Annotated in this window: 15 protein-coding genes; 4 read left to right on the forward strand and 11 right to left on the reverse strand. The window is 40.8% G+C overall.

Going from position 1 to position 19,450, the window contains the following annotated elements; translation table 11 throughout:
• Positions 1–213: 213 nt before the first annotated feature.
• The 6 genes from SCSH_RS01325 to SCSH_RS01350 all read right to left on the reverse strand — a co-directional run bounded on the left by SCSH_RS01325 (position 214) and on the right by SCSH_RS01350 (position 7,976).
• Positions 214–2,577, reverse strand: a complete 2,364-nt coding sequence (locus SCSH_RS01325) for a phosphoketolase family protein (protein WP_057490103.1) — start codon at positions 2,575–2,577, stop codon at positions 214–216.
• A gap of 221 nt (positions 2,578–2,798) precedes the next feature.
• Complete coding sequence (locus SCSH_RS01330) at positions 2,799–3,866, reverse strand: zinc-binding dehydrogenase (protein WP_057490104.1); 1,068 nt, start codon at positions 3,864–3,866, stop codon at positions 2,799–2,801.
• Positions 3,867–3,914: 48 nt separating this feature from the next.
• A complete protein-coding gene (locus SCSH_RS01335; protein WP_057490105.1) occupies positions 3,915–5,183 on the reverse strand; it encodes a PTS galactitol transporter subunit IIC in 1,269 nt (422 codons plus the stop codon).
• Positions 5,184–5,220: 37 nt separating this feature from the next.
• A complete protein-coding gene (locus SCSH_RS01340) occupies positions 5,221–5,520 on the reverse strand; it encodes a PTS sugar transporter subunit IIB (RefSeq protein WP_057490106.1) in 300 nt (99 codons plus the stop codon).
• 12 nt (positions 5,521–5,532) lie between these two features.
• Positions 5,533–6,006, reverse strand: coding sequence for a PTS sugar transporter subunit IIA (locus SCSH_RS01345; protein WP_057490107.1), 474 nt, complete (start codon positions 6,004–6,006; stop codon positions 5,533–5,535).
• Positions 6,007–6,038: 32 nt separating this feature from the next.
• Complete coding sequence (locus tag SCSH_RS01350; protein WP_057490108.1) at positions 6,039–7,976, reverse strand: BglG family transcription antiterminator; 1,938 nt, start codon at positions 7,974–7,976, stop codon at positions 6,039–6,041.
• Positions 7,977–8,488: 512 nt separating this feature from the next.
• Here SCSH_RS01350 and SCSH_RS01355 point away from each other — a divergent pair.
• Together SCSH_RS01355 and SCSH_RS10830 are read left to right on the forward strand one after the other, a co-directional pair.
• Complete coding sequence (locus SCSH_RS01355; RefSeq protein WP_057490109.1) at positions 8,489–8,692, forward strand: ComC/BlpC family leader-containing pheromone/bacteriocin; 204 nt, start codon at positions 8,489–8,491, stop codon at positions 8,690–8,692.
• A 50-nt stretch (positions 8,693–8,742) separates the two neighbouring features.
• Complete coding sequence (locus tag SCSH_RS10830) at positions 8,743–8,904, forward strand: class IIb bacteriocin, lactobin A/cerein 7B family (protein WP_082581924.1); 162 nt, start codon at positions 8,743–8,745, stop codon at positions 8,902–8,904.
• A gap of 478 nt (positions 8,905–9,382) precedes the next feature.
• Here SCSH_RS10830 and SCSH_RS01360 read toward each other — a convergent pair whose 3' ends face one another.
• On the reverse strand, positions 9,383–10,675 hold the full coding sequence (locus tag SCSH_RS01360) for an adenylosuccinate synthase (protein WP_057490110.1): 1,293 nt from the start codon (positions 10,673–10,675) through the stop codon (positions 9,383–9,385).
• 323 nt (positions 10,676–10,998) lie between these two features.
• On the opposite strand from SCSH_RS01360, the gene gshAB reads away from it, so the two are divergent.
• The gene (gene gshAB / locus SCSH_RS01370) at positions 10,999–13,266 is read left to right on the forward strand and encodes a bifunctional glutamate--cysteine ligase GshA/glutathione synthetase GshB (RefSeq protein WP_057490112.1); all 2,268 of its coding nucleotides are present in this window, start codon (positions 10,999–11,001) and stop codon (positions 13,264–13,266) included.
• Positions 13,267–13,430: 164 nt separating this feature from the next.
• Here gshAB and arcC read toward each other — a convergent pair whose 3' ends face one another.
• From arcC to ptcA, 4 genes are all read right to left on the reverse strand, one after another.
• A complete protein-coding gene (gene arcC / locus SCSH_RS01375) occupies positions 13,431–14,381 on the reverse strand; it encodes a carbamate kinase (protein WP_057490113.1) in 951 nt (316 codons plus the stop codon).
• 25 nt (positions 14,382–14,406) lie between these two features.
• Positions 14,407–15,516 (reverse strand): agmatine deiminase, encoded by a 1,110-nt coding sequence (aguA, locus tag SCSH_RS01380; RefSeq protein WP_057490114.1) that lies wholly within the window; start codon positions 15,514–15,516, stop codon positions 14,407–14,409.
• Positions 15,517–15,525: 9 nt separating this feature from the next.
• Complete coding sequence (locus SCSH_RS01385) at positions 15,526–16,884, reverse strand: APC family permease (RefSeq protein WP_057490115.1); 1,359 nt, start codon at positions 16,882–16,884, stop codon at positions 15,526–15,528.
• 139 nt (positions 16,885–17,023) lie between these two features.
• Complete coding sequence (gene ptcA, locus SCSH_RS01390; RefSeq protein WP_057490116.1) at positions 17,024–18,043, reverse strand: putrescine carbamoyltransferase; 1,020 nt, start codon at positions 18,041–18,043, stop codon at positions 17,024–17,026.
• A 235-nt stretch (positions 18,044–18,278) separates the two neighbouring features.
• Between ptcA and SCSH_RS01395 the strand changes: the two genes are divergently transcribed.
• Positions 18,279–19,235, forward strand: a complete 957-nt coding sequence (locus SCSH_RS01395) for a response regulator transcription factor (protein ID WP_057490117.1) — start codon at positions 18,279–18,281, stop codon at positions 19,233–19,235.
• Positions 19,236–19,450: the final 215 nt, after the last annotated feature.

Below are 19,450 nucleotides of genomic sequence, written 5' to 3' on the forward strand. Positions count from 1 at the left end.
AAGCTTTAAGAGCTTGATGGCTTTTGAACTCAAAACTTATTTCAAAATTCTTCTTAAAAAAGAAAAAACTTGGCTGCCTTTGTTTTTTAGGCTCTCAAGCAAATTAAAAAAACCGCTAGAATCGTTGATAAGTCAACATTTCTAACGGTTTTTATTATTTAATCATCATCTAATATATGAGAGATAAGCAGGACTCTTTTATTTTAAGAGCAATTATTCTAAGTTTTCCCACTGCCACTGATTAACTTCTGGAATATCATCGCCATGCTCCCGAATATACTGTCTGTGATAAGAAACTTTCTCATCCATTGCTTGGGCAAATTCAGAAGCCCTATCTCCTAAGGCGGCCAGTGCGGCATCCTGAGCTAAGTGGAAACGGTCCAGTTCGGACAGCACCCGCATATCAAACGGCGTGGTGATATCTCCGTTTTCGCGGTAGCCGTGAACGTGAAGATTATGATTGTGCCGAGTGAAAAAGATATCCCTAATCATACCTTCATAGGCATGGAAAGCGAAAATGACAGGTTTATCTTTGGTAAAGACAGCATCGAATTCTTCATCGCTCAGACCTCTGGAATCTACGCTAGGATGGCGAAGTTTCAGGATATCAACAACATTGACAAAACGAATTTTCAGCTCTGGAAATTCCTTGTGCAGAATGCTGATAGCTGCTAATGCTTCTAGGTTTGGTTCCGTTCCTGCAGCTGCAAAGACCACATCAGGTTCCTGCCCCTTATCGGTAGAGGCCCAGTCAATCACCTTGTAACCTTTTTGAACCAATTCCTCAGCCTCCTGAGCAGAATAGAATTGCGGACGAGGATGCTTAGAAGTCACGACTAAATTAATTTTATCTTCTGATTTCAAGGCCTTGTCCATAACAGCCAGCAAGGAATTGGTATCTGCTGGCAGGTATTCACGGATAAATTCTGGTGTTTTTTCAGACAAGTGCGTTAAAATACCTGGATCCTGATGGGTATAGCCATTGTGATCTTGCTGGAAGACAGTTGAGGTTGAAATTAAATTCAAAGATGGGTAATTTTTGCGCCAAGTAGTGTGCGTTTTGGATTTACGCAACCATTTAAAGTGCTGGGTAATCATTGTATCAACCACACGCAGGAAGGATTCATAGGAAGCAAAGAAGCCGTGGCGTCCTGTTAAAACATAGCCTTCCAAGAAGCCTTCTGCCTGATGTTCTGACAGCTGTGAATCAATCACACGCCCAGCAGGACTGAGCCATTCATCATAGCTTTCATCCCGGCGAGCCAGCCATTGACGGTCAGTCTTTTTAAACACTTCATTGAGACGATTGGATTTGGATTCGTCAGGACCAAAAATACGGAAATTATCAGGATTGGCTTCAACCAAATCAGCCGCATACTTCCCAAATTCTATCATGTCCTGAGCAACTACAGCACCTGGTTTTGTGGTATCTATAGCAAATTTCTTCCAATCGGCAGTGTTCATTGGTTTAAGGACACCTGCATTGGTGATTGGGTTGGTTGACATCCGCCGATCACCTTTTGGCGAAATAGCCGCAATTTCAGGCACTAAACGGCCAGTTTCATCAAACAGCTCTTCGGGCCGGTAAGATTTCAGCCATTTCAAGAGAGCATCGACATGTTCCATGTGATGGGCATCGACCGGAATAGGGACTTGGTGAGCACGGAAACCGCCTTCGATAGGGGCACCTTCCCACTCTTTCGGACCTGTCCAGCCTTTAGGAATGCGAGCAACTAGTACTGGCCATGCTGGCATAGCTGCTTGGTCTGCCCGATTTTTGCGAGCTTTAGCCTGAATAGCTTTGATTTTTTCAACAGCTTCATCCAGTTTTTCAGCCATAAGTCGATGTGATTCAAGAGTTGGCTCCTTGACCTCAACAAAAATTGGATCCCATCCCAGACCTTGGAAGAATTGCTGCAGTTCCTCATCTGTGCGGCGAGACAGAATGGTCGGATTGTGAATTTTTCCGCCGTTGAGATACAGGATCGGCAGAACCGCACCATCATTAACAGGATTGATAAAGGTATTGGACAGCCAGCCGGCCATCAAAGGACCCGTCTCAGCCTCGCCATCACCAACAACCGTCGCAGCGATAACATCAGGATTATCCAGCACCGCACCTGTCGCATGTGACATGGCATAACCCAACTCACCACCTTCATGGATAGAACCCGGTGTTTCAGGAGCTGCGTGCGAAGCAATGCCGCCTGGGAAAGAGAAGATTTTACAAAGTTTAGTGAAACCTTCTTCTGTCTGGGTGATTTCAGGATTTAATTCAGTATAACTGCCATCCAAATAAGAATTAGACACCATGACCTGCCCGCCGTGTCCAGGTCCTTCAATATAAAACATGTCTAAATCATACTTGTTAATGGCACGGTTCAAATGCGCATAGATAAAATTTTGTCCCGGAACAGTGCCCCAGTGCCCGATAGGATGGACTTTGAGGTCATTTTGGGTCAGTTCTCTTTTTAACAGCGAATTATCCTTCAAGTACATCTGAGCTGCTGAGAGATAATTGGCTGCACGCCACCAAGCATCTACTTTCTTTAAATAGTCATCTGATTCAAAATTCATAATCCTTATTCTCCTTGTGATTTTTTGAGCATATATGCCTTTAGAAAAAGGGTCTGGAGTCAGTCGAGTAAGAGGGATTCACCTCACCTTTATAATCTAAGGATAAGTCAAACTGAAATCAGCCAGCCTTAACTCTATTTCCAGACCCTTTTTGACCTTGTTCTCTTCAAAAATCAAAACTATAGCTTGTCGTCTAGTCTATTTTTGATTTTGATTGAGTATTAGTCTAATTCTCCGGGATTAGAAGCAATGAGAACTTTCAGCTCCTTACCGGCCATCATGGCTTCAAAAGCATCCCGCCAATGTTCCAAATCAAAGACCGCAGTTACCATTTTTTCTTCATTAATAGCACCCTTGCTTTCCAAATGAATCGCTATTGGCCAGTCATAAGGATTTTGTGACCGCGATCCTTGATAAGTGATTTCATGCTGAATGATGGTTCTTTCATCAAGTTCATTTAAATCTTTGGCAAAAAGTCCTACTTGCTGCAGTACGCCGCCTTTGCGAATCAGAGGAAGCGCCGCATTGACAGCAGGAATGGCACCTGAGCAGTCATAAACCTTGTCTACTCCCACACCATTAGTAACATCTGCTATAATTTGAGCCAGATCTTCTTCTTGTGTGTTGACAACAATATCGGCACCTAATTCTTTAGCAATTTTCAGCCGGTCGGCATCCTTGGTAACACCTGAAACGATGGTAAAGGCACCGATTTCTTTGGCAATCTGCAAGGACAAAAGTCCCATAGGCCCAGGACCGATGATGAGAATGGTATCGTGGAAGTCAAGCGGCGTCAATTGATACATGGCATGTACGCAGGAAGCCAGCGGTTCTGACATGGCTGCCAATTTATAGCTGACATTATCCGGAAGAATATGCACACTTTCTTCGCGTGTCAGAACATAATTAGCCATGCTGCCAAAAGCTTTTGTACCAATTCCGGAGCGTTTTTCACATAAATTGTATTTTTTCTCTTTGCAGTAAGCACATTCGCCACAGGTATCAAAAGTGGTCTCGCTGGTAACGCGGTCACCCACTTTGACCTTTGTCACATCCTCACCGACAGCCACGACCTGTCCGGAAAATTCATGTCCCAGTACTAAGGGAGTGACAGCATTTTTATATTCGCCTTTGTAGGTATGAATATCTGTCCCGCAAATACCCGTATAGGCTACCTTCATCAAGACACGATCCCCTTTGACCTCTGGAACATCAATTTCTTCCAAAGACATATGATCGAAACCGGGAGCTGATTTTAAAACAGCTTTCATCTTTTTGGGAACACTCATTTAAATCTCCTCCATATCTAATGATTTATAGTAATAATGAAATGACTTTTAAAAAATTGATTTAACTAACTCTGATAGCTTAAGGAAGATCCAGTTAAGCAGATTTCCGCCCGTATCAAAGTTGGAAATTTGCGAAGCGCCTTTAGGGAATTTGACAACCCCTTCTGCCATTTTTGTCATAACAGGTGCATAGTCAGTTGCCATCCACAAAGCAAAGGTAATAACAACAGTCAAGGCAATAACTGAATGCAGGATATTTCCTTTTCGAGTTGGGACAACCAAGGCAGCAAAGAAAGGAATTGTTGCTAAGTCGGCAAAAGGCAGCACGCGGTTACCCGGCAGCAAAACAGCAATAAGCAGTGTAATAGGAACCATCAAGAGACCTGTTGACAGTGCTGCTGGAGAACCTGTTGCAAGAGCTGCATCCATTCCCAAGAAGATTTCACGGTCAGCGTAACGTTTTTGTAGCATTGACTGAGCAGCTTCCTGAATAGGAATGAGTCCTTCCATAAGAATCTTAACCATGCGCGGCAGAATAAACATAACCGCACCCATAGCCATGGCTGTTTGAAGGATTTTGGTAACGTTATAGCCGCCTAGAATTGCGAGCGCTCCGCCAATAATAATTCCCATGATCATTGGTTCACCAAAGATGCCAAAGCGTTTTTGAATGGTTTCGGGTTTGACATCAAGTTTGCCGATACCAGGAATTTTGCTGACAGCCCAGGCAATAGGAATACCAAGAATGGCATAGCCTTGAGCAGAACCTGTTGATATCGAAACCCCTTCAAGTCCATAATATTCCTGAACATAAGGAGCTGTTTTATCGGCAATAATCTGAACAATGATGGTATAGCCAATCCCGCAGACAATGCCCCAGAAAAAGCTCTTAGTCACGATATAACCAGTGGCTGCTGCCGCACTCATATGCCAGTAATTCCAAATATCAATATTGAGTGTTTTGGTCCAATTGAAGGCCAGCATGATGAGGTTGACAAGCAAGATGACCGGTATCATTACCGCCGCAATCGGATGAGCCCAGGTTGCTGCTGAGACTGCTGGCCAGCCGGCATCCACAATGGTAAGTTCCAAGCCAAATCTCTCAACCATGGCCTGCGCTGCAGGACCAACATTGTCGGACAAGAGTCCTAATACCAGACTAATCCCTAACATACCGATCCCTACAGTCAAGCCTGATGTAATAGCATTGCGCACCGGAACTCGAAAGATAACTGCCAAAGTAAAAATGATTATCGGCAGCACTACGCTTGAGCCCATATTCAAAATACCTTGAACAACAGTTGTTAATGTATCCATAATCGTCTCCTTTTAAATAATAATGAAGTACTGCAAATTATTGATTAGCCTGTATTTTAGCCACTTCTTCCAAAATTTGAGCTTCAACCTTATCCTGTCCGATTCCTGTTAAGAAAGCCATTGCTTTGATAGCAGGGATTTTATATTCTGTCGGCAGCATAGTTGTCGTAATCAATAAATCGTTTGAATCCTGCTTAGACGCGGCTTCTGCGATTTTAATCTGCGTGATTTGGGCATCAATATGATTGCGTGTAAACAAATCTTCAATCTTTTTCATAACAACGGTAGAAGTTGCTATTCCTGCACCGCAGGCTACCAATACTTTAATTTTTGACATAATGCGTCTCCTTTAAATGTTATTTGTTTTTACAATAGTTACAATGGCTTCTGCAGAACGAGCCTTCCTTATTTGAGCTAATATTTCTGAATTCTGCAGCAACCCCATCAGCGACTGGAGCATTTCAAGCTGAGCGTGAGGCTCTTTCAGCCCCAAAACAAAGACAATCTCAGCAGCCACCGATTGATTAAAATCTTCCATACTTACAAAAGTAACTGGATGTGTTGTGACAATGGCAACGAATTCTTTTTTGATGCACTCAGCATCGGTATGAGGAATGGCAACGCCCATTTTTTCCAGCTGCAGACCTGTTGGAAAATTCTTTTCCCGTTCTATAATTTTTTCCAGAAAAGTATTATGGACATAACCCAAATCCAAGGATTTTTCATAAATGGTTGCAAACATATCATCGCTTGATTCAAAGTTTTCATTAACAAAAATGAGCTTTGGCGTTATATAATCTTCAAGTTTCATTTTTTCAGTCATTATGTTAACTCCTTTCATTCTTATCGGCTTTTTTACAATAATTCTATAAAGTCAGAGACAGTCGAGGAATGCCACAATTTATCGATATATTCCGAACTGTCTATCTTAGAATAAATGCTTATTAAAGCATCCTTGTAAAAAAATTCATCCTCCTGAGACATCGAAATTAACATAATCACCTTAACCATATTACTTCCCCAGCGAATAGGTTTTTTCAACGTCATCATCACTAACTGAGATTCACTCACAGCAACCGGCAAAGCATGAGGAAGCGCTATTCCGGTATAAACACTAGTGCTTCCTAGATCCTCACGAATCAATATAGATTGGTGATACAGTTGATTCTTGCGGTTCTGATCTGTTGACTTCTCAACAAGAAAATCAATGCAGTCATTGACTGTCCGTTTATCAACTTTTAAAAAGACATTCTTTCCGATCAGCTGATGAATCAGAGATTTGGTATAAACCTCCTTGTTTTCTATAACAGACAGAACCCGTCTGTTGCCCTTTTGAAGCTGTAGATATTGATTTTGTAAATTTTCCAAATCAGCATCGGTTAAGACAGGACTGATAAAAACAACCTTGGATTCATCAACCTCTATATCTGACAGTGAAATGGAACTGATAATCATATCTGCCTGTTTAATCTTGGCCTGTGTCAGTTCACTGGCATCAATTTTTATCAGGTGATCAAAATTTGAGATGACATGCGACAAAGATGTCATAATCAGCTCAGTTGTCGCTAATCCCTGAGGACAGACCACATAAATCATCAAAGGTTTAGCCAGTTTCTCAATAGCTATTTCAAAATGCACCGTCAAAAAGGCCATCTCACCATCTGTAATATCGATAGAAAAGGCATCTGACAATTCACGGCAGGACAGCCAAACGATATTGTAAAGAACACTGTATTTCTTTTTAATTTCCTCAGTGATATCACTGTTGACCATAATCTTATTTTTCAGACGAAAAATCATGGGCTGCACGTGACTGACAAGCATTTTAAAAAGATGGTGATCTCCTCTCAGATCAATACTGAGGAGCTGACTGACGCGATCAATCAGATTGTTGATGATATTATTAATCTGATCGCCGACAATCAAGTCATTGGTCTCATAGCCAACCGAAAGCAAGGTATAGGAGAGATTAATAATCTCTAATAAGGGCATGGACTTATCTTTTAAGCAGACAAATTCTCTGAATAAATCGCCGGCAAAGGTATAGACTTCATAATAAGAAAGGTCATTGACGAAGTGGAGCATCTCGCTTGATACGATTGCATTACCGTTTAGATAGCGCATCTTGGCAATCAGCAAATCAACAATTAAATAAATACTGTACTGCTCACTCAGAATAAAATGATAAGTCGCTGCATAATGATTGACAATTGAAATCACACGCTCTATTTCTTCTTTTGAGAAAAAATAGGTAAACTGACTAGTATGAGTGATGGTATGCCGACTTAAGTGAAACTCTGTTATCAAGTAATTTCTCAGAAACTTTCTTATTTCCTGTTCCTGTCCGACAATTCTATACTTGCCGTTATGGCGCTCCATGTGAATCTTATAAACTGCAAACTTGTTTTCTAATTTATCAATATCCCTCCTTACTGAGGTTTCGCTGACGAAATACTGAACAGACCAATCAACGATGTCTATCTCTTTTTCATCAAAGAAAAGAGATTTTAACAATAGATACTCTCTAGAAATATCATTCATTTCCTCAGTATGAAAATGATTTAGCAACTCTGCCAGATGTTTCTTTTCATTGGCATTAACAGCCAAACGTATCCCGCGCCTAGGAATTTTTTCGATTTTATTAGATAGCTCTTCTATCTCTCTATTTAAGAAAGATAAATCTGAATAAATGGTTTTTGTCGAGACCGAATACTTATTAGCCAGTGTTTTGCCGGCCATAAAATCATCTGTCAGCAGCAAATCTCGTAAAATACTTACCTGTCTGTAATTCACACCTTATCCCCCTTTCTTTGATATTTTCATTATAAATGTTTGCGCTTACAAAACAAAGCCAAATTAGTTCCTCATTAATGTGGAAGCGCTGCTAAATCCATTGTTATTGCTTTATCACCCTATTATCAGATTTTTCATAACTGTTTAATTTAATTAAAGCAGAAAGCTAAAAGCGCTCAAATAAAAAAGACCAAGAACTACTCTCAGTCTCTAAACTTATAAAATTTATTCTTTGCGGATGATAACTTTACCATCATGGCTGTCTTTCCCATGTCTATTCTTTAGGAAATTTGATTGAAATTAAATTTATCTCTATTTTTAGTCAAAGCTAAAATTATTCTCATTTAAAAACGATTGAAATCTAATTTTTTTTCTTTTTTCGCAGTAGTAACGTATTTTTTTCGTTTTTCTAACAATGCCGCTTTGGGGGTTCACAAGCAGATGACAAGATTGTAAAATGACCATGTCAGGCAAAAAACCTGCAATAAAAAAGAAAATAGAAGGGGTATACTATGACAACTCAAGCATTGGAACAATTTGAAAACATGAACGCTCAAGCACTCGCTGCTGTAGAAGGTGGTAATTGGCTTAGTAATGTCGGTCGATGGGCTTATAACAATCCTGGAGAAGCTGCTCTTGTGACTTCTTGGCTCATTAGTCCAGCAACTGGAATAATTGGTACAGGTGTTTACAACGGTTACCATTCAACTCGGTAGATTTAACGACAATTCAAAAAAGATTAATGTGAAAGAAAGAGGTTTATCATATGACAAATGCAATTATGAATTATCCTGAAATGACAAATGAAGAGCTAATGAACGTTGAAGGTGGTGTTCTTCCCCTTGTGTTTGGTGCTATAGGAGCTGTTGGAGCTGTTTATGCAGTATCATACGGTATTGGTCAAGCTATTGGTTATGCAACAAAATAATAATTAGCCATTTGATTGACGGATGAGCATAACTTTATTTTGTACCTTAGAGGCAAATGGACTGTGCAGGAGAAACTCCAAGTTAGCTAAAGCTACTTGGTTACCTCAAAACGTCCACGGGATGTTTTGAGTCCTAACCACTGCATTATGATATTAAAACGAACTCTAATTGAAGAGGTTAGACTTTTGTACTGACCTCTTTTTGTGTGTTATTTTGCGTTTTACAATGACCGTGTTGCTTAAAAGAGCTGCTTGCCAACTGTAGTGGGTGACGAACACGACAAATGCATGAAGAAAAAGTCTGAACCTTTTCTTCAATTTGCAGTTTTTATTTGCAAGTCTGCTGTGTTTCTTTTTTCACAATAAAAAGCATTGAAATGCAGGCTTCACAAAAGCTGGCTGGTCTTTCCAGCTTTTATGAAACTCATACAAAATCAATGCTTCTTCACATTTATATCATGGTATTTAACAATTAATATTAAATATTTGCCCAAACGCTTTCTAAAATATTGGTCTGATCACGATCCGGTCCAACAGAGAAAGTTGAGATGCGGACACCGACAAGCTCGCCGACACGGCGAACATAGTTGCGAGCATTTTCTGGCAGGTCTTCTAGGCTGCGCACCCCTGTAATGTCTTCTGACCAGCCTGGCAGCTCTTCATAAATTGGTTTACAGCGCTTGAGCTGCTCAAGGCTGGCTGGATAGTGGTCAATGCGCTGACCGTCAAGATCGTAGGCTACACAGATTTTAACCGTTTCAAGTCCTGAAAGAACATCGATACAGTTGAGACTGAGATTGGTAATGCCTGACACACGGCGGCTGTGGCGCATAACGACTGAATCAAACCAGCCGACACGACGCGGACGTCCTGTTGTCGTGCCATACTCATGACCGATTTCACGGATACGGTGACCAACCTCATCAAAAAGTTCAGTAGGAAACGGTCCATCACCAACACGGCTAGTATAAGCTTTACAAACACCGACAACCTTGTTGATTTTACTTGGACCCACACCTGAACCAATGGTCACGCCACCCGCAACCGGATTAGATGAGGTTACAAAAGGATAGGTTCCTTGATCAATATCCAGCATGACACCTTGTGCACCTTCGAAAAGAACACGTTTTCCTTTATCTAGAGCATCGTTTAAGATAACGGAAGTATCGGTGACATATTGCTTGATTTCCTGACCGTAGGCATAGTACTCTTCAAAAATATCTTCAAAAGCGATTTCTTCGCATTCGTACATCTTGCTAAAGAGGCGGTTCTTCTCTTTTAGATTAGCTCGCAGGCGCTCTGCAAAGATGTCCTTATCCAGCAAATCCGCAATCCGAATACCGACACGTGCTGCCTTGTCCATATAAGCAGGACCGATTCCCTTATTGGTCGTTCCAATCTTATTGTCGCCTTTGGCCGCTTCCTGCAGCTGATCAAGTTTAATATGATAAGGCAGGATGATATGGGCACGGTCAGAAATACGCAGACTGTCTGTCGCAACACCTTCTTCATGAAGATAGGTCAGCTCCTTAACCAAGGATTTAGGATTGACCACTACGCCATTGCCAATGACTGAAATTTTTTCTGGAAAGAAAATCCCTGACGGAATCAAGTGCAGCTTGAATTTTTTACCATCAATCACGATGGTGTGGCCTGCATTGTCACCACCTTGATAGCGCGCAATCACTTCGGCATCTGCTGACAGAAAATCAGTGATTTTTCCCTTGCCTTCATCTCCCCACTGAGTTCCAACTACTACTACTGATGTCATATACTGATACGAACTCTAATCAAAAGAGTCCTCATCCTTTCTTCAAAACTATAGCCTTTCTAAAAAAGCAGACGCTTGAACTTTTTGTAAATCGCACTGTTCCCAAAAACAAAATGCAATCAGGACAGTAAAAATTCCTGCCAAAAAGCAGTATCTCAACTTTATTTAAATAGCTATAACACGGCAGGAATCTCACCTGCAAGTTTGCCTTACAATTTATTATAAGAAATTTATGATTGTTTTTCAATATTTCGTATCGGAATCCTGCGTTTTTCCGAACATTCTTGTAAACTAGAACTAGATTATCTTTTAGGAGAAAGAATATGGCAAACATTGATCGTATTTTACAAAAAAGTCCACAAAGTCTCCCCATCTTACAAGCCACCTTTGGGTTGGAAAGAGAGAGTCTGCGCATTGATCAAAAAACTAACCGTCTAGCACAGACACCGCATCCTGCAGTGCTCGGTTCCCGTAATTTTCATCCCTATATCCAGACCGATTACAGCGAACCCCAAATAGAGCTCATTACCCCAGTAGCCCAGTCCAGTAAGGAAGTGCTCCGCTTTTTAGGAGCTATCACTGATGTAGCAGGGCGCAGCATAGACAAAGACCAGTACCTTTGGCCCTTGTCCATGCCGCCTAAAATCAGCGAAGACGAAATTGAAATCGCCCGCTTAGATGATTCCTTTGAACTAGCTTACCGTCAGCATTTAGCCGAGAAATACGGCAAGAAACTTCAATCCATGTCGGGTATTCATTACAACATGGAACTAGGCAAGAATTTGATGAGGGAACTTTTTAAGCGCAGCGCTTATCAGTCGTTTATCGCTTTTAAAAACGACCTCTATTTAAAGGTCGCCCAAAATTTCTTAGTCTACCGCTGGTTTTTAACCTATCTCTACGGTGCTAGCCCGCTGGCAGAAAAAGGATTCTTAAATGAAGAACTCAGTCAGCCTGTTCGCTCCATCCGAAACAGTCATTTGGGCTATGTCAATACTGAGGATGTCAGCGTACCTTTTGACAGCCTGGAAAATTATGTCTCAAGCATTGAACATTATGTTAAGACGGGTTCCCTGTCAGCGGAAAAAGAGTTTTATTCAGCCGTCCGCCTGCGCGGCAGCAAGTACAGCCGTGATTACTTGACCAAGGGAATTACCTATTTAGAATTTCGTTGTTTTGATCTGGATCCTTTTGAAAACTGCGGGATTGCTCAAGAAACTATCGACAGCGTCCACCTCTTTATTCTAGCTCTGCTGTGGCTCGATTCACCAAAACAGATTAATCAGGCACTTGAAAAAGCCCACAAGCTAAATGATAAGATAGCACTGTCGCATCCTTTGGAAAAACTTCCTGAAGAAGCTCCCTACCAAGATATTTTGACAGCTATGAAAGAAGTCATCAAGCACTTTCAACTGCCTACCTACTATGAACAGCTTTTGACTGATATCAAAAAACAAATCACCGACCCTCATTTGACCATCTGCGGCCGTCTCTTTGAGCATATCGATAATCTATCTTTAGAAACATTTGGACGCCAAAAAGGACAAAAATACCATGACTACGCCTGGCAGGCTTACTACGCTCTTAAAGGCTATGAAAATATGGAACTGTCAACTCAAATGCTGCTGTTTGATGCCATTCAAAAAGGAGTTCATTTTGATATTTTAGATGAGAACGATCAGTTCCTCAAGCTCTGGCATGGTAGCCATATTGAATATGTCAAAAATGGCAATATGACTTCTAAAGACAACTATGTTATCCCCTTGGCCATGGCTAATAAAGTTGTAACTAAAAAAATCCTAAGAGAGCATGGCTATCCGGTTCCTGCCGGAGCGGAATTTGACAATAAAGACGAGGCACTCCGCTATTATACACAGATCAAAAACAAGGCAATCGTTGTCAAACCCAAGTCTACTAATTTTGGTCTAGGTATTTCAATTTTTGAAACAGCAGCCAGTCAAAAGGATTATGAAAAAGCGCTTGATATTGCCTTTCTTGAAGATTCTTCTGTCCTTGTGGAAGAGTTTGTCTCAGGTACAGAATACCGCTTTTTCGTTCTGGATGGCAAATGCGAAGCTGTTCTCCTACGAGTCGCTGCCAATGTGGTTGGTGATGGCCATCACACTATCCGGCAGCTGGTTGAGCAAAAAAATCAAAATCCACTTCGCGGCCGCGATCATCGTTCTCCTCTTGAAATCATTGACTTAGGTGACATTGAATTACTGATGCTGCAGCAAGAAGGCTATAAGCCCGAAGATGTCTTGCCTAAGGGAGTCAAGGTCAATCTCCGTGGAAATTCCAACATCTCAACTGGCGGTGATTCTATCGATGTCACAGAAACTATGGATTTCAGCTACAAACACTTAGCGGCTGACATGGCGACAGCAATGGGAGCCTGGGCCTGCGGTGTTGATTTGATTATTCCGGATACCCAATTAACAGCCAGTAAAGAGCAGCCAAACTGCACCTGTATTGAGCTTAATTTCAACCCTTCTATGTACATGCACACGTATTGCTATCAAGGACCGGGCCAAATCATAACAGGAAAAATTCTGGCCAAACTTTTCCCTGAAATCATAAGCAATATATAAGCTATTATCGATAGAAAAGAAGCGTGAGACAAAACGAGCATCTCCAACTGCGGAAATGCTCTTTTTTTGTGTACAGAGACCAGTTTTTGCCTAGTCTCCCTTCTTCTTACAGAGCAGCTTTGTTTTTACTGCTGCACCTAAGTTCGTTATTACAACAAGATATTTTAATCAGCTATAACTCGTGTTCCTGCGTTTTCGGAAATAAGACTAGCTACATTTTCTAAAGAAGTAATAATCGCTTTCCCCTTAGGGTGGGACTCAACAAAAGACGCTGCTGCTTCTACTTTTGGCAGCATGCTGCCGGCTGCAAACTGACCCTGTTTTATCAAGTTTCTCAGTTGACTAACTCTTATTTCCTCTAATTTTTCCTGACTAGGCTGGCCATAATTAATATAAACGTACTCAACGCCTGTTAGAATAATGAACAAATCAGCCTCAACTTTTTCAGCCAGTAACTGGCTGGCCAAATCTTTATCAACAACAGCCTCTACACCTTTTAAATCTTTTGTTTTAGGATCCTCAATAACAGGAATCCCACCACCGCCAGCTGTAATAACAACTGTTCCCGAATTAATTAAGGCTTTAATCGTTGCGACTTCCTGAATGGCAATCGGTCTAGGAGAAGCAACGACTTTTCGCCATCCCCTGCCTGCATCTTCCCTGTAAACAGCACCAGTCATCTTTTCTTGCAAATAAGCTTCTTCCTCACTTAGAAAGGGACCGATAGGCTTACTTGGCTTCTTAAATGCTGGATCGTCAGCTGATACAAGTACTTCTGTAACTACCGATACAACTTCTTTATCAATAGCGTTTTTTCGTAATTCATTCAATAAAGCCGTCTGAAGCCAATAGCTAATGGAGCCCTCGGTCATAGCTACCAGAGTGTCTAAGGGAAGGGCTGGATTTTCATAAGAATCGGCAGCTGTTTGCTGCAGCAGCAAATTTCCCACCTGTGGACCATTTCCATGTGTGATGATTAATTCATCACCGTTTTTGATGAACTCAATTAAATATTTGGCTGTCTGTGCCAGTGCAGCTTGCTGTGCCCTTGCAGAAGCGTCTTTCGATATAATTGCATTTCCTCCTAATGCAATGACAATTTTTCTTTTTGCCATACATTTTCTCCCACCAGTTATTAAACTAAACAGCAGGTTCCTGCTGAGTAATACAATGAATATTTCCGCCGCCGTAGGCAATTTCTTCCGTTCTTACGCCGACAATTTTCCTATCTGGAAACATTTCCTGTACCTGTTGTAGGGCTAGCTGATCATTGTCATCACCATATTGAGGCAAAATAATCCCACCATTAACAATTAAAAAATTCAAATAAGAAGCAATCGCTATTTCACCTTCTTCCCGCGGAATGCTGCCCTCACCATAATCAATGGTATCAGCTGCTTTTAGGTAGCAAGGTTCTTTAGTGACACACATTTTATGGACCTTTAAAGGGCGTCCCTTGGCATCTGTCTGCTTAGATAAAAAGTCATAGGCTGCTTGAGCTTCCTTGTAAAAAGGATGATTTTTATCATCTGTATAAATGCAAGCAACTTCTCCCGGCCGGATAAAACAAGCGACATCATCAATATGACCGTTGGTTTCATAAGGATCGATCCCGTCTTTCACCCACAGAACCTTGTCACAATTCAAATAATCTTTTAATTTATTTTCAATGTCTCCTTTAGTCATATGAGGATTACGGCTAGGATGCAAAAGGCACATTTCTGTTACCAAAACCGTTCCTTCGCCATCCACATGGATGGAGCCGCCTTCTAACACAAAATCTTTTGTTTTATAAGAATCCACATTTTCTATTTCACAAACTTTGCGAGCGACTAAGGCATCTTGATCCCAAGGAAAATAGAGGCCATCAACTAAACCGCCCCAAGCATTGAATTCCCAGTCTACTGCCCGCAAATCTCCCCTATCATTAACCAGGAAAGTCGGTCCGCAGTCGCGAATCCACGAATCATCATTGGTCATTTCAAGGACTCGGATATTATCCCTAGCTAGTTCTGATACACGTGCCAAGGCATTTTCATACTGCAGCGGCGGAACGCAGAGGGAAACTTGCTCAAATTCACTGATGGCCTCTGCTACCTCTAAAAACGCCTTTTGGGCAGGCTTTGCTCCCAGTCTCCAATTGTCATTGCGCCAGGGCCAGAGCATCCAAACTTGTTTTTGCTTTTCAAATTCACCCGGCATTCTAAAGCCATCTTGCTTAGGTGTCGTAGCTGTGATACGTTTTGCCATTTGTTTGCCTCATTTCTTTATTTTTTTAATAATGATAATCAGCTCGCCTATTGCTATACAAATAAGAGAACCAATCGTTATGGGTAATTTTGCAGCTAAGGTCTCAGAATCAAATGCCAACGGCAAAGCCGTAAAAATCAAGGAAATCACAATTAAAATCATTGGTAAGACGACAAGCACTTTTAAGAAACCTTCGCTGCCGCTAACCTTAAAAGGGCGTGGTGCTGCAGGATCTATTTTTCTTAATTTGAAAAAAGCTGGAAATACTGGAACATAAGATAATAAGAACATGACTAAATTCAAAGAGAAGAAGGCCCAAAATAAATCCTGATTGGGCAAAAGCGGTGCAATGATAATGACAATACTGGCAACGAGGCCATTAGCAAGAGCTGAACCAATGGGCATATCTCTTTTGTGACTTCTTTTAGCAAAAAACCGAGGCATATCCCCATTTTCTGCCGCATAAGAGGCTGTATTATTGACGCCCAAAGACCAAGAAATCATATTACCAAAGAGGGTCAATAAAAACAGAAAGGCCATAGCCATGATAAACCAGCCGCTGCTAGAGCCTGTCAACAATTTAAAGCTGTCTATCATGCCGCTGCTGGTTGAAATCTTATCTGTCGGAATCGAAACACCAATACCAAAAGCAGAAAAAATATAGATGGCAGCAATGACGAGACCAGCAACAATAATAGATTGAGGAATCTGTCTCTTAGGATTTTCCATGTCTCCTGCAAAGGTACAAATGACTTCAAATCCAAGCAGATTAAAAATAATGACAGAAATATAAGACAGACTGTTCAAATTGAAGGAAGGCAAGAGGGATCTTAAGGTCATTTCATTTGCCATGCCCTTAGTCAGAGCCACATAAAGTCCTAAACCGCCGACCAGCAATGCCAAAAGCATTTTAATAACAGCTGCACCATTTAAAATCCAAATACTGTCACTGACTGGATAAAAGCTGATCCAAACCACCAGCCAAGTAAAAATAAGCTCAATGATGATAGCTTCAAAGGTCGAAAAGGAATGCCCGGTCACCGTTGTCAATAAACCCGGTGTCATAACCGCTAAAGAGGCCAACCAAAGCGGAAAATTGATCCAGTAATACCAGGCCACCCGAGCTCCCCATTTATGGCCAAAAGCCTTAGTCACCCAATCATAAATACCACCATCACCAATATAGGTTGTTCCTAACTCAGAAGAAATCAGACCATACGGCAAGAGAAAGGCAATCAGCAAAAAGAGCCACCAAAAGAACTGCGAGTTGCCAATGGCAGCTACCGGAGCAGCTGCCTCAGCGACAAAAACAACACAAATAACAGAAAGTACTGCGCTAAATAAACTGAATTTTTTCTTTGTTCCCATAGAAACCTTCCTTTCCCTTATAAGCGAAAATAAAGAAAAATCCAAGTTTTTTCTGCACCGCGCCTATAAGTTCAACTGTTCCTTCCCAACTTATTGAAATTAGTACATGCTCATCTTATAGCTTTTGTTTTTCTGCTACTTAGTTTGTCTCTAAAAAGGTTTTTAAATCTTCTCTGGCAGTTTCTTGTTTGATCAGATCATAAGGATTTTTTTCAGCCCAATCTCTCAAAAGATAAACAAGCAGCCCCCTAATAGAAGTCAAGCGATTTTCTGCCTCATCAAAGCAGATAGAATGAGGCCCGTCCATCACGTCATCTGTCACTTCTTCACCGCGAGTTGCTGGCAGACAATGCATGAATTTACAATCAGCACCAACTCTGGCCATCATTTGACTGTTCACTTGGTATTTAGGGAAGAAAATTCGCATCCTCTCCTCCTCAGATAATTCTGCCTCATACAAACCATACCAAACGTCCGTATAAAGAAAATCTGCTCCTTCAACCGCATATTCATCATCTGTAACAGTATATTTTCCACCTGATAATTCACAAATCTTATCCAGTTTTTCCTTATGCATGTCATTTAGCTGAAAGCCCTTAGGACCAAAGTGAACAAATTCCATGCCCATCTTTGTCGTGATTAGAGCCAAGGAGAAACAAACCTGAGTTGCATCACCAACAAAAACTACCTTACAGTCTTCCAATTTTTTACCAATTGGCAGATGTTCTATCATGGTACATAAATCTCCAAGTTCCTGAGTAGGATGGTTATAGTCAGACATCCCATTAATGACTGGCACATCAGCACATCGAGCCAGATCCACCACGCTCTGGTGACGTTCAACACGCGCCATCAAAATATCATCCAATCTGGAAAGAACTTTCGAGGTATCTTCAATGGTTTCATGACCACCGAGCTGAATTTGTCCAGGTGCCAAATACTGAGCATGGCCACCAAGCTGGCTCATAGCCGTTTCAAAGGAAACACGGGTTCGAGTTGACGACTGCTGAAAAATCATCCCTAAATTTTTATGCTCTAATAAAGGCGGATAATAGCCATTTTTGATACAGGCCTTGATTTTTAAAGAGAGATCTGCAATTTTTAGCAATTCTTCTTTAGAAAATTCCTCAGTGGTAATATAGTCTGTTTTAGTCATCATGAAGTCCTCCTTCTTTTTAGCCCTATCATATGTTTTTAAAAGACAGTTGACTATAAACCTTAGGTTGTAAACGTTTTCAAACAAGGTTTAGCTGCCTAAACCTTCTGAAATCTTCCACATTAAAAAAATAAACCCAAGGTTTAGACCTTTTTAACAAAGCCGTTAAAATAAAAGTTTATTTGAATGATATAATTATGATAAATGTTAAAGAGATAATTGAAAGGATGGTTCTTCTATGAAAACTGAACTCATCTATATTTATAATCTGCTGCTAATGATGCTTTATGCTGTTACCATGGCCTTCTCGGTAAGCCTTTTCATAAAAGAAAAAAACAGAAAAAGGAAATCACTTTACTTAGTCATTTCTCTTTATCTGCTCTTTTTTATCCTAGATAATTCCATCATTTCAATGACTGAAATTATTTCAAGTTTTGCTTCTCGTTACAACACTTCCTTTCAGGGAACTTCTTTCATTAAAACAGCTATTTTCCTCGTCAATAATTTTTGTCAGTTATGGATTGTTCGTTTTGTGAGTAAAAAGCAGATGCCTTGGTGGGAATATCTTATTTTACTGGCTGTTTTTCTCTTCATGCTCTTACCATCGCTGCCAAATACGGCCACCAAAGTATATCTGTATTATTTACCCAATCAGCTGTTGCTGTTTTATACAGGTCTCATCGCTCTTTTAAACATTAAGAACAAAAATCTAGCCGCCTTAAATAGGAAATACCTCAAATGGTTAGCTATACTAGCCATAAGCTCCAGTTTGGCTATTTTAATTGAGGACACTTTCGTTATCTTCACTGTTGATCAGTACAATGTTTTCAACACGAAAATTATGAACAGAAATGTTTCAGAGGACCTTTTTTCCATCGCTGTCTGCTGGCTTTTACTCTATTATTTCTTAAAAGATTACCCTATCTTGGAAAGAAGACTTCAGCACCTACAAAGCGATCTTCCATCCAAAAATGCCAGTCAAGCCTTTTTTGACCATTACCATCTCACCGAACGAGAACAGGAAATTTGCCAGCTCTTGCTCGAACACAAACAAAATCAAGAGATTGCTCAGGAACTCTATCTCTCAGTCGGTACAGTCAAAACACATATTCACAATATCTATATCAAGATGGCTGTCAATAAAAGAGAACAATTCTTTTCCTTATACAAGGACTACCTCGCAGATTACTCCTAAAAATGAAGACTTTCATAAAAATCATTAGACTTTTTAAAGTTTGAACCATTAAAAAAGCGCGGGAGTGGGAAAGAACCCAAAAATTGAAAATTTTGGTTCGTCTTCCCACCCCCGCACAGTTGGCTAGGTTTTCCGCTTTGGCCTTGTGGCAAAAGGAAAGCCAGCCAACCACTGCGCCAAGTACTTATCCCAAAACAGGAATACTGGACGAGTTT

The sequence above is a fragment of the Streptococcus orisasini genome, from assembly GCF_001431045.1.
In the GTDB taxonomy this organism is placed as follows: domain Bacteria; phylum Bacillota; class Bacilli; order Lactobacillales; family Streptococcaceae; genus Streptococcus; species Streptococcus orisasini.